The 14,041-nt window shown below is 61.4% G+C and carries 19 protein-coding genes; 3 read left to right on the top strand and 16 right to left on the bottom strand.

The window, feature by feature from the left end; all coding sequences use genetic code 11:
- Positions 1 to 20: 20 nt before the first annotated feature.
- The 3 genes from ABEG21_RS21480 to ABEG21_RS21470 all read left to right on the top strand — a co-directional run bounded on the left by ABEG21_RS21480 (position 21) and on the right by ABEG21_RS21470 (position 1,305).
- Entirely contained in the window at positions 21 to 719 is a 699-nt protein-coding gene (locus ABEG21_RS21480; RefSeq protein WP_347558601.1) for an SOS response-associated peptidase, read from the top strand.
- A 70-nt stretch (positions 720 to 789) separates the two neighbouring features.
- On the top strand, positions 790 to 933 hold the full coding sequence (locus tag ABEG21_RS21475) for a hypothetical protein (RefSeq protein WP_347558600.1): 144 nt from the start codon (positions 790 to 792) through the stop codon (positions 931 to 933).
- A 108-nt stretch (positions 934 to 1,041) separates the two neighbouring features.
- On the top strand, positions 1,042 to 1,305 hold the full coding sequence (locus tag ABEG21_RS21470) for a hypothetical protein (protein WP_347558599.1): 264 nt from the start codon (positions 1,042 to 1,044) through the stop codon (positions 1,303 to 1,305).
- Here the strand turns inward: ABEG21_RS21470 and ABEG21_RS21465 are convergent, their stop codons facing one another.
- The 16 genes from ABEG21_RS21465 to ABEG21_RS21390 all read right to left on the bottom strand — a co-directional run bounded on the left by ABEG21_RS21465 (position 1,306) and on the right by ABEG21_RS21390 (position 14,041).
- Entirely contained in the window at positions 1,306 to 2,022 is a 717-nt protein-coding gene (locus tag ABEG21_RS21465; protein ID WP_347558598.1) for a hypothetical protein, read from the bottom strand.
- 13 nt (positions 2,023 to 2,035) lie between these two features.
- Positions 2,036 to 4,357, bottom strand: coding sequence for a hypothetical protein (locus tag ABEG21_RS21460; protein ID WP_347558597.1), 2,322 nt, complete (start codon positions 4,355 to 4,357; stop codon positions 2,036 to 2,038).
- A gap of 62 nt (positions 4,358 to 4,419) precedes the next feature.
- Positions 4,420 to 4,812 carry a hypothetical protein gene (locus ABEG21_RS21455; RefSeq protein ID WP_347558596.1) on the bottom strand — a complete coding sequence of 131 codons (393 nt, stop codon included), beginning with the start codon at positions 4,810 to 4,812 and terminating at the stop codon, positions 4,420 to 4,422.
- 24 nt (positions 4,813 to 4,836) lie between these two features.
- On the bottom strand, positions 4,837 to 5,277 hold the full coding sequence (locus tag ABEG21_RS21450; protein WP_347558595.1) for a hypothetical protein: 441 nt from the start codon (positions 5,275 to 5,277) through the stop codon (positions 4,837 to 4,839).
- Between the two features lie 302 nt (positions 5,278 to 5,579).
- Entirely contained in the window at positions 5,580 to 5,903 is a 324-nt protein-coding gene (locus ABEG21_RS21445; protein ID WP_347558594.1) for a hypothetical protein, read from the bottom strand.
- Positions 5,903 to 6,442: a glycoside hydrolase family 104 protein gene (locus tag ABEG21_RS21440; protein ID WP_347558593.1), complete on the bottom strand. Its 540-nt coding sequence runs from the start codon at positions 6,440 to 6,442 to the stop codon at positions 5,903 to 5,905. The genes ABEG21_RS21445 and ABEG21_RS21440 overlap by 1 nt, the downstream gene beginning before the upstream one ends.
- Positions 6,439 to 6,762, bottom strand: a complete 324-nt coding sequence (locus ABEG21_RS21435; protein WP_347558592.1) for a hypothetical protein — start codon at positions 6,760 to 6,762, stop codon at positions 6,439 to 6,441. The genes ABEG21_RS21440 and ABEG21_RS21435 overlap by 4 nt, the downstream gene beginning before the upstream one ends.
- Entirely contained in the window at positions 6,763 to 7,089 is a 327-nt protein-coding gene (locus ABEG21_RS21430; protein WP_347558591.1) for a hypothetical protein, read from the bottom strand.
- A 58-nt stretch (positions 7,090 to 7,147) separates the two neighbouring features.
- Complete coding sequence (locus tag ABEG21_RS21425) at positions 7,148 to 7,639, bottom strand: hypothetical protein (RefSeq protein WP_347558590.1); 492 nt, start codon at positions 7,637 to 7,639, stop codon at positions 7,148 to 7,150.
- A 62-nt stretch (positions 7,640 to 7,701) separates the two neighbouring features.
- Positions 7,702 to 7,986 (bottom strand): hypothetical protein, encoded by a 285-nt coding sequence (locus tag ABEG21_RS21420; RefSeq protein ID WP_347558589.1) that lies wholly within the window; start codon positions 7,984 to 7,986, stop codon positions 7,702 to 7,704.
- 4 nt (positions 7,987 to 7,990) lie between these two features.
- Entirely contained in the window at positions 7,991 to 9,907 is a 1,917-nt protein-coding gene (locus ABEG21_RS21415) for a hypothetical protein (protein ID WP_347558588.1), read from the bottom strand.
- Positions 9,907 to 10,557, bottom strand: coding sequence for a DUF2612 domain-containing protein (locus ABEG21_RS21410; RefSeq protein ID WP_347558587.1), 651 nt, complete (start codon positions 10,555 to 10,557; stop codon positions 9,907 to 9,909). The genes ABEG21_RS21415 and ABEG21_RS21410 overlap by 1 nt, the downstream gene beginning before the upstream one ends.
- Before the next feature lies 1 nt (position 10,558).
- On the bottom strand, positions 10,559 to 11,986 hold the full coding sequence (locus ABEG21_RS21405) for a hypothetical protein (protein ID WP_347558586.1): 1,428 nt from the start codon (positions 11,984 to 11,986) through the stop codon (positions 10,559 to 10,561).
- A gap of 54 nt (positions 11,987 to 12,040) precedes the next feature.
- Positions 12,041 to 12,400: a hypothetical protein gene (locus ABEG21_RS21400; protein WP_347558585.1), complete on the bottom strand. Its 360-nt coding sequence runs from the start codon at positions 12,398 to 12,400 to the stop codon at positions 12,041 to 12,043.
- An 8-nt stretch (positions 12,401 to 12,408) separates the two neighbouring features.
- Complete coding sequence (locus tag ABEG21_RS21395; RefSeq protein WP_347558584.1) at positions 12,409 to 13,182, bottom strand: oxidoreductase; 774 nt, start codon at positions 13,180 to 13,182, stop codon at positions 12,409 to 12,411.
- A complete protein-coding gene (locus ABEG21_RS21390; RefSeq protein WP_347558583.1) occupies positions 13,166 to 14,041 on the bottom strand; it encodes a hypothetical protein in 876 nt (291 codons plus the stop codon). Before ABEG21_RS21390 ends, ABEG21_RS21395 begins: the two co-directional genes overlap by 17 nt.

Genomic DNA, 14,041 nt, shown 5'->3' with positions numbered 1-14,041 from the left:
TTCCGTTTCGGAGTTGCAATATGTGCGGTCGTATCGGTCAGTTCTCGGCGTGGCAATCGTATGTCGCAGCTCTTGAGGCATTCCGCCACGCGCACGCTGTCATAGACGATCACCGCCCGCGCTTCAACGCTGGGCCTGGCACTCGAATCGGCGTTGCCTACCCTGACGGTCAAATGCGGCCGGTCTGGTGGGGATTCCGGCCGCACTGGGCCGTCGCCCGCAAAATCCCCCAGATGATCAACGCCCGCGGCGACAAAATTGAGTCGGCCACATGGAAGCCGATGCTCAAGGCCGGCCGAGTGATCGTCCCGGTGGACTGCTGGTACGAATGGATCAAGGCGGATGACGGCAAGAAACAGCCGTTTCTGCTGCGGCCGAAAGATCTGGCGCCGCTCTATCTCGCCGGACTGACTAATGTGAAGGTGGAAGGTGATTCAGGGCCGCGCGCGCCGGATGACGGCGGCGGGATGGTGGACGGCGTCGTAATCGTCACTGACGCGTCGGATGAAGGGATGGTGGACATTCATGACCGGCGCCCCGTCGCACTGACGGCGAAAGACGCCAACCTCTGGCTGGATCCGGATACGCCATTCGAGTTGGCGGCCGAGATCGCACGGACCGGCACGCGGTCAGTCGAAGAATTCGAATGGTATGAGGTCAGTCGAGAGCTGAACGATGCCCGGCATGACGGGCCCGCGCTGATCGAGCCGAAGGAGTAGGCATCGGCCAACAGCCGACCAGCTCGCCTTTTTCTTCCAGGCCGGCCAGCCAATTCAGCGCCGACGCGCCGTGGGCGCTCAGCTGGACGCGGTCGCGGGCGCCCTGCTCGGCCAGGCCGGCGGCGAGAATCGCGTCGTTCAGCTTGTCGCCGCCGCGGTACACCGGACAGTCAAGTCGGATTTGCCGCAGGCGGACGAGCAATCGCAAATTTGAGATCTGCATGATCGGGGTCAGATATACTGTATGGATAAACAGTATATCCCATCGCAAATGGCACACCACGGTCGTCCCGTCAGATTCAAACCACCCGATGCGCTCACAATGGAACGCCTGCGGGAGATCCAAGCCCGGCACCGCGGCGACGCCGACGTGCGGGCGTTGCTCGCGGAGATCAAGCGCCTCCATCAGAAACTGGTCAGCATTGAGGACCTGCGAGAGACGATCGACAAGTCGTGGAAAATGGACGTCGGCGGTCAGCTCGCAGCGCTGCACATCCTGAAGCGGGAAATGCTCAACGAGCCGGCCGTCATGGTGTTCCGTGAGCAGCGCCCCGAGCCCGATGAGTACTCCGGCCCGGCGTTTTGATCAGCCGATCGTGACCGAGCTGCCTTTCAGGTTTTGGAAGAACGTCGCCATCTGCAAAATCTCAGCATCGGTCAGCGCGGTCGTCCAAAGGCCCGCGCCCGTTATTTCGACGCTGCCTAGCGACGTGGTGTCGAACGGCGCACCGACGTGGACCGTGCGGCTCGGCGTGTAGCGCGTCGCCAAGGTCGACGCGGCGCCGTTGACGATCGCCCCATTGAGCACATACGACATCTGCGCCGTCGTCGCCGTGAAGCGAGCCGCGAAGAGGTAGTACGCGGCCGAATTCGAAAATGTCGTCGAGCCGGTACCGCCCGACACGATTGACTGTGTGCCGCCGGACGCCGTCGCCGCAATCCCCTCGAACAGGTCGGCAGACGACGTGTGATTCAGGAAGATGGTATCGCCCGTGTTGACACCGTTATAGGCGCCCATCGGTAACGCAGTCGAGGTTTGGACCGCCGGATACTTCGCCCACACCAGCATCGTCTTCGTGACCGTGTCCGGCACGGAAGTATCGTACCCCTTCCCCGCGGTGCCGATGAACGAGTAGGCATTCAGGGTCGGCGTGCCGATCACGGACGGCTGCGCACCAAAAAGCACGGTGGGCCCGCCGGCGCCAAAGCTGAGAAGAGACGCCAGCGACGCCCCCTCCGGATAGAGGGAGCCAACCGAATACGAGAAGACTCCGGACCCTTGGACGTTCAAACCGTTTGCCATTTATCTTTCTCTCTTAGACGAGCGTCAATTCGAACATCAGCGACCAGTTATGCATCGGCCAGGAAATGCTTTCGGCTTTGTCGAAGACGATGTAATCGCCCTGCTGGTCCCGCAGACAACCGCGATTCCCGGTGATGTATCCGGGCCGGTTGATCGTGGTTGACTGGCCGATGAAACCGTAGCGCAGCTTGTCGCCAGCAGCCCAACCCGCGGCGCATGTGAGCCGCACGGTATTGCCGTTGACGATGACCGGCGTCGCGGTGATGGTTTTGGCGTTGCCGGACGAATCCACAGCGCTGAAGCCATAATTGCCCGGGTCCGTGACGAGCTTCGAGTCGAAGACCAGCTTGCCCATCGGCACGTTGAATTCGACCGACAGCACGGTGCCCTGCCGGATCATGTTGCCGGTCGGCTGCGTCGCCTTGTAGGCGACCTTATCCATCAGCACGCGCTTCATGGCGATGCCGTAGTAGGCACCCATCACCTTGTAGTACATGGCCTTCATGTGGTACTGGTCGACGTAGTCGAACATGTACATCGGCATGACCATGTAGGCGTTGGCCACCGTGTCGCAGAAGGCTTTCATCTGCATCGGGATGTAGGGATACGTGTTGTTCAACGACCCGTTCGCCCACGACGCCATTTGATAGCAGAAGAACGGCAGCACGAAACTCGAATCGCCGATGATCGCGCGAATGTCGGTCTGCAGGTCCGTCTGCAATTTCGTCAGCGCGGCCAGGTAGACGGACGGCTGAGTACTCGACTGCTGGTCCGCTTCGCCTTGCGTGTAGGACAAGGCGATCGGGCGATACGTTTTGCCGGCGGCGTTCGCGAGCGACAGACCATAGGTGACGTCGTCCAGAATTCGCTGATACGGCGCCGTGCCTTTAGATAACGCTGAAATCAGGAGGCCGCCATACCCCGGCGCGGATCCCAGAAGCGTAAGCTGCGTCGTGTCGAAACTCGGGTTCTCGACTTGCAGGCGCTCGTAAATGGAATCGGTCGTGCCGCCACAAGGCGTCTCGCCACCCACGCCGCCATTGCCGGTGTTGTAGATCGTCTCGACGAGCGGCTGAAACGATGCGTGCGCGCCAGCTACGTCGGTCGTGCTGTAGTCCTGCGCCCGCACGCCGCCGCTAAATTTCAAGGCCGAGAAACGCTGACTGGCCGTGACGACAGCGCCGGCTCCAACGCCGCCGGAGTTGATCCCCTGCGACAGCGATTGCCCATAGGCGATGACGTGCGGAATGTCCGGCATCATCGTTCCGGAAAAGTCACCGCGCACGATGCCGCGCGCCGTCTTGCCCACGTAGACGTTGGCCGACAGAATGCCGGCAACGGCGTTCATGATCTGCGCGCGCGCGAAGTCCCAACTACCATCCAAACGCAGGCCCGACGAGATATTCGTCAGCGCGTCCATGAACTTGACGAGGTACGTCGGATCCTGCGCGGCACTGATCGTCGTCGGGCCCACCGCGAGCGACGCCGCGGACAGCGCCGAGATGATCATCGATAGCGCGTTCAGCTTTGCAACCGAGAACGTTCCGTCGGCGAGGAAGCCGCCGGCGATGTTACTCAGCGAGTCGGTGAACGCCACCATCCAGCCCGGAACCGACTGAAGCCGCAACTGCGCCGCCAGGTTGTTCAGCGCAACGTTGCTCGGCAGGTTGCCGTAATAGACGGCCGTGCCACTGTTGTTCAGATAGAGGTCCAGCAGACCCAGGCCATTGGCCGATGGCGAAACCCAGAAATACTTGCCCGAGGCGACGGCGGCCAAGCCTGCAGCCGTGGTTCCGTAGATGCCCGCAGCCTGAGAGGCAGCCGTCGCCGCGGCAGCTGCGTTCGCGGCTTGCGTCGTCGCGGCCGCTGCGCCGGCCGCTGATGCCGTAGCACCAGCAGCGGCGCCGGCTGAGGCACCGGAGGCCTGGCCCGCTGCAGCACCCGCCGCAGACGCGGCGGCAGCGCCCGCCGTCGATCCCGCGCTCGCGCCAGCTGCTGCGCCGGCTGTCGCGCCTGCCGACGCGGCATCGTTCACGCTCTGCGCAGCTTTGTCCGCGCTGTCCGCGGCGTCGTCGGCCGATGCCTGTGAATCGGAGACGGCTTTCTCGATTGCTGCTTGTGCGACGGGCGACACGTCGCCGGATGCGACGTACAGCTGCCACGTCGTCGCATCCGTTCCAGGCTGAACACCCGTATGCGCTTTCAATGCGAGGTAGGCGCTCCCCGATTCCGTCACGAAGTCGTCGACGTCATACGACACATCGATCGCCCACTCGCCGCGCGGCACGAGCCCGGGAGGACCCTGAAACCCGGGGATACCTACTTTGTTCACCATCAAGCCCTCGCAAACAGAAAAGCCGCCTCATCGGGCGGCTGAAATTGGTTCAGAACGACGGCCTAGCGGGTCACACTAAGTGACAGATCAATGCGGCCCTCGTACACGCGGTATGGCTTGGCGTCGAGAGTCACGATCAGATCGTAGACGCCAAGCTGGCTGATCCTCGTTCCTTGCGCCCGTAGCCCCGGCGGCCACTTAAGGCCGGCGGTGGTTGCTCCGAGCACGGAACACGTTACCGATCCAGCAACGCTCCCGATTACCAGCGAGCCATTCGCACTATCCAGGTCGAGCAAGACGTTTGGGCTGCCGAGGTATGGCCGGATCTGGAGTCGCGCCGACGCGCCACGCAAATTGACAGGCGAGTCGTCCGGGTTTGTGATGAAAAACACCCGCTCCCAAACGGCCCCTTGAACAATGACATCGTCAAACTTCGTCGCGTAATCGCAGTTCATGGCGCTTCCAGATCGATTCGGGGATTACGCGGCGACTGCGGCGGCGCCGGTGCTGACATCGGCGGTCGTTGCGGCCGGCGTAGCGGCTGCAGCGACGGTGGTCGCGGCGTCGGCGGTGGCCGTGGCTGCGGCCGTGGTGCCGATGTTCTGAACCAGCGCAACGGCCGACTTCCACGCGGCGATCACCATATCGATCCACGAAGAGAGTTCGGAAGCCATCTTCGACCAGTCTTCGCCCAGCGCGGTGACGAACGCTTGCAGCGCGGCCATGACGGCAGCCTTCTTCGATGCGCCGGCACCCGTCTGGGCGTCATACGCGCTCTCGGCCGCCGTGATCATCTCGGCGCCGTACTTGTAGATCGTTTCGGCGACCGTGACGGTCGTGCTGGCCAGCGTCACAGCACTGGTTGCGATCGTGCTGATGCTTGCGATAGCCGCTGCCATCGTGGACAGAGAAAAGCTCATGGTGTTTCCTTTGAGTTCAGTTGATAAGCCCACGGGCACGGAGGCCTGCGGTGCATTTGAGGGTTTGATGGCGAAGGATTTGCTCGTCTGCGTTGACGCCACCAGCGCGGACGGCCCAGACGGACTGGGCGGTTGAGAAGCCCCGGAGGGCGATGAAATCAGCGCGGAGCGCGTCGTACCCAGCGCGGAGGTCTGCGTCGTTGGCGTAGGTGCTGGCGACGGGAGGATCACCGGCGTCGAAACGAAGATGCGGCGAAGCCGGGTAATCAGGGAGGTCAAAATCTGCATGGTCTTCCCCGCAATCAACTGTCGTCGTGAGCACGTGCACGGGCGCGAGCGAGCTCGTCACGGACGGCGGCGTTCTCATCGGACACGCTGCCAGCGTCACGCACGCGAGCAACACCAGCGTCAGTTTGCAAATCATTTGCGGATAGCTCCTTTTGGGTGTCGGCACGCGTCTCGCGCGCCTGATCGGCCGACAACCGGCCGGACTTATTGGCGACCTCGACGGCTTGCGTGTTCTCGTCCGGCTTCGGCTTGTCGCTACCGATCGCGATGCCGAACCAACCGAGCACCACCTTGATTGCGGTCCATGCAGCGTTGAAGATTTGAAGGTCGGTCAGCATTAGCTGGCACTCACAGTCCCGCCGGCGGCGAGGTAGTAGGAACGAACGGTGTCGATCGGATGTTCGAGTTGGCCATAGCCGGCGCTCGGCAGGCTCGCCCACAGATTTGCAACGCGCGCGACGGCGTCATCGAAGCGCCCCGCATCTATCAATCCGAGCGCGCCGCGCTCGTTGATCATGTAGAGCGCGATTGCATCCTGATTGTCCGGTCCAAAATCCTTGGCGCCTACGAGCGGGCCGTAATAGCGCCAATTCGATAGCTTGATCTGCAGGCCGCCCGACGCGGTTGACAACAGGCCATGCGCATTGATGATCTTCGACGGTCGCCCGTTCGCAAAGGGATGCGTCGAGAAGTCGGTCATGAGTTCGATCGGCGCCAAGCGCGCGTTGCCCTTCGAATCGAGCACCGGCCGACGCTGATCATCAACGACGATGCCGCGTACCACCACGTCGTAGCCTTGATACTTCGTGCCTGGCGTCGTCGCGGTGCCTTCCGAGTAACGAAGCATCTGCAGGAATGCCCTGCGGTTCGCCGTCATGCCTGAGGCTCCGCGGGGTTGGACTGCGCCTGTGGAGATGGCACTCGCTCGATCGACGTCACCCGCAGCAGAATCGCCAGCACCTGCGCGATCGCCACCCAATTCGACGCGCTGACCGATGGGAACACGCGAGCCAGAAACGGCTGCAATGCTGGCCAATTCTGGTTCAGCCAATCCAGTACGGTCGGCAGGTGCTCCAACAGCTCCGGGAGGTGCCCCGCTGCCGCCACGATCGCGACCAAAAAGACTTGCCAGCGCACCGAGGACCACTTGTAAAAGTGACGGGCGTCCGCCACCAGCTTCACTTCGATCTTGTTCACTCACTTTGCCCCTTCCGTATCCGGGCCAGCCGGTGTGCTCGGATCTTTCCTGCCGAACGTGAAATAACGATCGCCCGCCCAAGCCGCCGATGCGGCAGCGAGGTAACAGGCCATGATGTTTTGGTTGGCCCCGGAGGCTCCCCAGAAAGCCATGACGCCGAAGAACAGCGCCTGAATGACGCCTTGCACGATCACGAGCTTTCGCCTAGGCGTGCCCTCACCCCAATCCGCGAGCACCGGCAGAGAGTTCACCGCCCAGCCAGACAGGCTGATAAAGATCACCCAGGCGTATTTGATGAAGACGTCGCCGGCAGACTCGACCGGCACGACGACAACCGATGCCGCATACGCCGCAGAAGCGAAAGCAACGCAGCAGCAGACCAGGCTAACGAGCCCGCGCAAGTGACTCTTTACCGATAAAAAACCGTACACGGCTGTTCTCCCACACGAAATAAGCAGCCAACGCGAGATGCACCGGCACAGTCAGGGTCAAGCCTTTGAAGGCGCTCAATGAAGTGGTGGAGAGGAGGTAGCCCACGATGAGCCACAGAATCCCGGCGGACGCTGCACAGCCCTTTCGCCACGTGGCGAACCATGAAATCGTCTTGTCGTCCCAGTGGCGTCCGATGAAAAATTCGCTCAGAGAGAACCAGACCATGGCGAGCCCGATAACGATGAAGCAATAGCCCCAGATGTCGTCGATGCCCATGCGCTCCAGGACTTGATGCAGGACGCCCGACCCATCGCCGCCCGTCTGACCGCTGTAGCCGAGGGCAATCATCGTGATGCCCATGTAAGTCTCGGCCAGCAGGGTGTGCCGCGCTGCCAACCTGCCACGTATCGGCGGGCTGTATCGACCGCCCTCTCTGTTTGGCATTTCCGTCTCCTTTAGGCGTAAAAAAACCGCCCTCAGGCGGTTGGTGTTGGGTCGGCGGCGGATCACTTCGTCGTGTCTGCGGGCGTAGTGGTTGGATCCGTTCCGCTTTCGGCGGCAGTCGTCCCGGTTGCGGCCGAATCTGTTTCAGTCGCGGTCGATGTCGTACCGCTATCGGTTGCGCCGGCGGTCGTTTCGTTCTCTTCCGTCTTCGCCGGAGTGAAAACGCCGTCAGCGTAGCTGTCGCCTATGTTCACTTTCGTGGGATCGGGAACCACTACCACGCTGTCGGCCTCGATGAGGATAAGGTTCGTGACGATGCCGTCTTTTACTGTCGCGTATGTGCTCATCAAATTACCATTGAATGTATGCAAAACCCTGGGAGCCGCCAAACCCTATGGCTCCTGTACCTGCGCCTGAGATGTAATAACCGCCGCCCGCACCGCCGCCAGTCCCATATCCGCCCGCCACTGAGCCAACTAGGCCAGATGATTGGCCGCCGCGCCCACCACCACCGCCGCCGCCGAAAGGCCCTGACGCGCCCGTGCCGCCGTCGCCGCCTGCGTAGCTGCTACCACTATCTGAGCCATCTGTCCCTTTCGGGTATCCTGCGCCGCCTGCTGCGCCGCCTGCATAGCCCACTAAATTAACGCCGCCGCCACCGCCCGTTCCACCCGTAAGGGTAAGCAATGTGCCTGATACGCTGCCGACAATCGTAAGATTCCCGCCGTTCCCACCCGCAGTATTAGCCGTACCGCCGTTAGTCGCAGCAGGCACCGTAACGGTGATCGTTTCACCGGGGGTTACGTTGAGTAAGCGATGCACCGCCGATTGGCCTGCACCACCGCCGCCGCCCCCAGACCCAACGCCGCTAGTACCGGAAGCACCGCCGCCGCCACCGCCGCCTGCCGCGCAAGCATCCACAACAATCTGCGTAATGCCTGGAGGCACAACAACCGAGCCGCTGGCCGTGAACGTCATGCGGCCAACTTGCTGGCGTTGCAGGGCGTGGGCGGGTTGCGTGGCAGTGGCAATTATGATCGGACTAAACTGCAGCAGTGTGGAACCCGAGCTTAACGTCCAATACGCCCCAACAACAAAGCGCGCAGTATCGCCGGGTCGAATCGTCACAGCCGTTAGTGCTTGGGTAGCAACAGACATCACGGAACCATCGCTTACACTGATGACCCAATTAGCCGTACCCGTATTCTCGAAATCAATAATGCTATTCGTGGTTAGCCCGGCAGTGCCTATTGGGGGGAGCGTCAGTGTCTGCGCGGTCGAACCGTAGAGAGAAACCCAATTGCCGAGCGCGGATACACCGAGCGAAACAGCAGATGCGCCCGTATAACCAAGATAGCCTTGATACTGCCCGCGCATCGCTTGCACTTGCTGCAGTTGCGCTGCTGCATACGAACTTACCGCGGCCCCAACGGGAAATTCGTTGTATTGCGCAAGCGATGTTCCGCCCGTCAGCGTGAATGCCGTTGACGTGGTCACCGTGATGTCAACAAACGTACCAGGAGGGACGAGAATCGACGTCGCCCCAGGCACTGCTGCGGGACCGTCAAAAGCATTTCCGTTCGCGCAGGCAACCGTCAACGCGGCGCTCCCGAAGTTTGCTACGCGACAGCTTGAACGAAGCGCCAACGAAGACGCCGCCGGCAACGTCCATGTCGTTGCAGCGGTGATCTTCGTGTAATAGAAGACGCCCTCAAATTCCGACAGCGTAATGGGAGCCGTCGAATATGCGAGATCTCTATACGACCCGAAGGACGCGAGAAGCGTCTCGAGATTCACCACATCAGTCGCAGCTACAGCATCAGCTGCGCTGAAGCGGTTTGAGGGGGATCCGTTGAGGGAGGCGTAGGGCTGCGCCCACCCTTCGCCACCCTCGTCCGGATTGGACGAATTCGCGGCGACCGTGTTCAGCCAGAACCCCGAGTAATCGGCTTTCGGGATAAGGGCGCCCAGCGGGTAGCCATCAATGGCTGCGGCAAAATCCGCGTCAAACGGATAACCCATCCCTGCGCTGGCCCAGCGGATCGCAGCAGTGATCGGGTTGAGAATGCCGTTGAAATCTGCTCCGGAGGGCGGCACGCCGCCTGCCGCGACCGGCAGGAAATTCAACGGAACGAAACCATCGGTGAGTGACGCGGCGCCCGCTGTCACACTGATCTGCGATGCCTCGGGGATCGTGCGGATATAGCCCGCGCCGGCTGCGTTTGCAAACGGTATAGGGAACTTCGAAGGAATGTTGGTACCGTTCATCAAGCATATCCGTCAAAAAAACTGCCCTGGCCGAACCCGGCCGACTTAGCGCCTGCCTCGGAAAATCCGAAGGTGGCGCCGATATCCAAATTCAAGATGTCGAAGCGCACACCAGTCGGCGGCGCAAACGCGCCCGACTGTTTCAAGATCGCTATCTCGACATCGGACAAAAGGAATTCAAACGTGAGCCGCGCGCTCATTTCGCCGGTGTCGGTGACATAGGCGTTGCCGCGGCCCGCGAAGAGCTGCATGAGAATCAGGTTGTAGGTCGCGATCGAGCAGTTGCTGACGTTGGCAAGCGCCTTGATCAGGATCAGTTGCCGAAAAGCGTCCGGCGCCAGTACGTAATTCGATGTAGTTGGCTCGCCCGAATAAAACGGAGACTGACCAAATGGATCCGCCGAGTCGGTACCGGCTTCATCAAAGCCGAGCGTCTTACCACCGGCCACCGTCAACACATCGGACACGCCGACGATGCGCCCCCACACTTGAAGGCCATATCCCTGCGCAGTGTCGATGTTCCACACCATCTCGTAGAACGCATCGATGTCAGCCGCTGGATCGATCGCATCATTGAGCGACGCGATCAGCGACATCATTTTTGGGCTGTTCGCGTACTGCGACAGCTTCGTGTCGATGAGATTTTCCATGTCAGGTGAACACCACCGAGATGTTGGTCGCGGCTGTTGTCGGCTCCTGGTCGATCTGCATCAGCACCGCGTTCTGATCGGCAACACCGACGCCGAGCTCAATCGAATAGATCAGAGCCCACGTGCCGAGCGCGGCGATGCTTCCGTAGAAGCGACTCGCGAAGATCCACGAGCCGACTCGTGCGCGCGTCCCGCCGTCCGCCCCAGTGAATGCGGCGATGATTGCCGCCTGCACCTGCGCGATCGCATCCGACGGAACGTTGGCGTTGTTCTGCATCGCGATCGAGAACCAGATCGGCGTGTTCTTCAGGGTCTGGAACTTGCCGGTGTATGTCGGCAATGGCGGGCTGTACGGGTAGCCAGTCGGACCCGGATCCGTGTAGGTGAACGTGGTGTCGCCGTTGTAATTGCAGCCAGGACTTTTCTTCCCCCAAATGGCCGCGCCCACTGCTTGCGCCTCACCCCCGGTAACGCCGATGTAGAGCGAGTTTTTGCCAAGCGGCACACCGCCGACCGCCGCCGTCATGTCTGTCGATGCCACGGTCTGGCTGATGCTGACCGCGTAGGTGCCGACGCCGCCGGTCGCGGAGCCGAGCGCCGTGATCAAGGTGCTTTGCTTGACGCCGGTGCCAACCACCGTCTGGCCGACGGCAAGCGTTCCGGACTCCACCGCAGAGACCGTGAGGGTGCCCCCAGTGATCGAACCGGTAAAGACCGCGCCACTCTGCACCGACTCGTTGTTCTCGGTCGCATAGGCGTCCAGCACGCCGGACACGTTGAACACCGCGCCAAGGACAGCTGGCAGCGATCCTTGCGCATTGAGCGCGACCGACTGCCGACGCCGAAACTCGAATGCCGTCCGCGTCTCCACGGCGTTCCCGACGACGCCTGAGGCGCACGTCACCGAATCCCATCCCGGGATCGCTTTGTAGATCGAGACGCCATTCAGCGCCGGCACCGCGGTAGGGCCTGTGGTCGTGCACGCAAACGACGTCGTCACGGTCCCGCTCGCCGGAATCGTCACCGTCGCCGTGCACGACCAGATGTTTCCCGCAGCGTCTACGATTAGGGCGTTGTTCGCTGGGATCACCGTGCCAGCAAGGCCCATGCAGGGCGCTTCTATCACAGTCGCCTGCGCGGCGATGCGGGTGATGAAATAGATCCGCCCGATCGCATCCTGCATCCGGCCCGCGGCGTACGCCGGGTCCACGCCGTTGGCCAGCGCCAGGAACTTATCGTTCTTGTCGCCGATGATTGCCGACGTGCTTTGCGCGAGCTGCCCTTGCGATGTGGTCAGGCTCGGATTGAGGTTTCCGCCGAACGCCGCCTGCTGATCGGCTTGAACGCCCGCGAGAACGTCCGACTCGGCGGGCGCGACGAAGCCGGTCGCGCCGAAAGTCGGTGCGGGTACATTGGTGGACGTCGTCATTGAGTGGGCGTAAAAAAACCGCCCGGAGGCGGTTGGATTGCTGAGTGATACGGCTTAGAACGAGGCTACTGACGTAACGCCATCGGCATCAGTGACTTGGACCTGCCCCTTCAATGTTCGCTGCGTGATCTCCGAGACGAAGACGCGCGCGGACTTCACGCCCGGCACCGTCATCGCGGCCGACACCAATTGCGCCTTGAGCGTGACCAGCGACACCCGCTGCCCAAGAATATCGGTCCAGTAGGCCACGCCAATCGTCGTGTCGTAGTAGCACTCGCCCAGGAACGTGCGGCAGGCGCTCGCGGCGTCCTGCGCTAGGCTGTACGGCGCCGATGCGACCGCGATGTTGCCGTTCGCATCGAGCGCCCAGTCCCAGGTATCCGGTTCCAGGTAAAGCGTGTCTGTCTGCGTCATGTTTCCGCTCAGTTCGGCGGGTCGGTGATGTCGCCGCCCTCCTGCACGCCACCATGAGTGTGCGTGCTGTCAATACTCTTGCCATTCGACGTGATAGTCCCGACAAACTGCACGGCGCCAGTGATAACCGAGGCCACGCCGCTGACGACGCTACCTGTCATGCCGGCGAGCCACGACAGCAAGCCCTGGACGATCACCGCGCCGCTGAACTGGGATTGCGGCGAGTTGACCGTAAAGGTGCTGGACGCATTGCTCACGATCACTGGCGCCGTCAGGCTGATCCTGGTCGGCGACAGGATGTCGATGCCGTTACTCGAGAAGGCCATGTACTGCTTGGGCGTGCCGTTGATAATTCCCCCGAAGTAGACGGCATCCGCCATATCGAACTTTCGGCCGCTGCCCGGGTTCGCCTGCGCCTTTGTCGCGACCACCTTCGAGATGTCGCGGTCCGCGAACCCAGCCCAACCGATATCCCCGACCACCGGATCGATGATCACCGCGTTGTCGCCGCCTTGCAGCCGGAAATACGGGCATCGGTAGATGGTGCCGTGCGGCACCGCATTTCCGTTGCCGTCGACTTGATTCACCAGCGGCAGCAAATCGACGAACCCAACCGCCTCGATGCCGCCCGCGTTCGTCACGCCCATCACTTTGCAGATCTGCATGGTGCGAACGCGCGCCAAGATCGACCAGACGAGGAAGGTGTGGGCATTGAAGTCTGCGCCGGCTGTCTGGGGAGTCTGAGTACCGGTGTATCCCTTGCCGCTATTGGGTGACGTCATTACCCACCGATCCATAAAATTGCGTAAACCACGCCCCGTTCGGCGTCTCGCTTTGCAGCTCATGAGCGAGATGGAACATGATGAACGTCCCATTCGCAAAAGCGAGTGAACTCTCCACCTTTACCTTTGCCCCATAGAGCAATTGGTTATTGAAGACCGTGCGGACGGTAATGCCGGGGCTGTCGTAAATCGGGTATCCGACCATTCCCGTTTCGGGAGACACAACGGGAATAGCGCCGCCGCGCGCGCCACCCTTTGGCCAGATAGCCAGCACGCCATCATCAATAATCCATTCAATGCCAGCAGCATTCGCACAAGCGACCATTTGGTCGCGCGCCGATCCATGAAAATACGGTGACGAAAGAATTACGCTGACGCCGTTGTTCTCGAACGAATATCCGCTTTGCGTCGCGAGGTTCTGCATGATTACAGCGGCATCAGCGGACCCTGGGTAACTGACTGCCGGGACGGGCTTCGACGCATCGAATAAGCCGGCGGTGCCGACGATCATAAGAGCCGACTCGGGCGCCCCACTCATGTCAATTTGCGACTTTGCAATCTGCCCTTGAAAAATTACCGACATGCCCGCAACGTCATCGCCTGCCTCGACAACCACCTCATTCGCGCGATAAGCGATCTGTCCATCAATCAGAGCAACGATGCCAGTAAGCTGATTCATCATCGACATCGTTAGACCGAACACACGCAAGTGCGCCGTCCCCATTGATGCTCCGCCCGCCTTCTCAATGGACGCGTGCACCCGAAGGCCAGACACCTTGACGGTGTTCGATCCGCTTTCGCCGAAATTGCCGGTGCCTAGCCGAAATGTCAGGTCGATCTTCCGCCGAGCGAATGACAT

Source organism: Robbsia sp. KACC 23696 (assembly GCF_039852015.1).
Taxonomy (GTDB): Bacteria; Pseudomonadota; Gammaproteobacteria; order Burkholderiales; family Burkholderiaceae; genus Robbsia.
Note: the sequence above shows the minus strand (reverse complement) of the source record. Positions and strands in the feature narration are given on the sequence as shown.

Coding starts and splice junctions, on each gene's coding strand:
- ABEG21_RS21480 (WP_347558601.1), top strand. CDS start 21: ATGTGCGGTCGTATCGGTCAGTTCTCGGCGTGGCAATCGTATGTCGCA.
- ABEG21_RS21470 (WP_347558599.1), top strand. CDS start 1,042: ATGGAACGCCTGCGGGAGATCCAAGCCCGGCACCGCGGCGACGCCGAC.
- ABEG21_RS21465 (WP_347558598.1), bottom strand. CDS start 2,022: ATGGCAAACGGTTTGAACGTCCAAGGGTCCGGAGTCTTCTCGTATTCG.
- ABEG21_RS21460 (WP_347558597.1), bottom strand. CDS start 4,357: ATGGTGAACAAAGTAGGTATCCCCGGGTTTCAGGGTCCTCCCGGGCTC.
- ABEG21_RS21455 (WP_347558596.1), bottom strand. CDS start 4,812: ATGAACTGCGATTACGCGACGAAGTTTGACGATGTCATTGTTCAAGGG.
- ABEG21_RS21450 (WP_347558595.1), bottom strand. CDS start 5,277: ATGAGCTTTTCTCTGTCCACGATGGCAGCGGCTATCGCAAGCATCAGC.
- ABEG21_RS21445 (WP_347558594.1), bottom strand. CDS start 5,903: ATGCTGACCGACCTTCAAATCTTCAACGCTGCATGGACCGCAATCAAG.
- ABEG21_RS21440 (WP_347558593.1), bottom strand. CDS start 6,442: ATGACGGCGAACCGCAGGGCATTCCTGCAGATGCTTCGTTACTCGGAA.
- ABEG21_RS21425 (WP_347558590.1), bottom strand. CDS start 7,639: ATGCCAAACAGAGAGGGCGGTCGATACAGCCCGCCGATACGTGGCAGG.
- ABEG21_RS21420 (WP_347558589.1), bottom strand. CDS start 7,986: ATGAGCACATACGCGACAGTAAAAGACGGCATCGTCACGAACCTTATC.
- ABEG21_RS21415 (WP_347558588.1), bottom strand. CDS start 9,907: ATGAACGGTACCAACATTCCTTCGAAGTTCCCTATACCGTTTGCAAAC.
- ABEG21_RS21410 (WP_347558587.1), bottom strand. CDS start 10,557: ATGGAAAATCTCATCGACACGAAGCTGTCGCAGTACGCGAACAGCCCA.
- ABEG21_RS21405 (WP_347558586.1), bottom strand. CDS start 11,986: ATGACGACGTCCACCAATGTACCCGCACCGACTTTCGGCGCGACCGGC.
- ABEG21_RS21400 (WP_347558585.1), bottom strand. CDS start 12,400: ATGACGCAGACAGACACGCTTTACCTGGAACCGGATACCTGGGACTGG.
- ABEG21_RS21395 (WP_347558584.1), bottom strand. CDS start 13,182: ATGACGTCACCCAATAGCGGCAAGGGATACACCGGTACTCAGACTCCC.
- ABEG21_RS21390 (WP_347558583.1), bottom strand. CDS start 14,041: ATGTCATTCGCTCGGCGGAAGATCGACCTGACATTTCGGCTAGGCACC.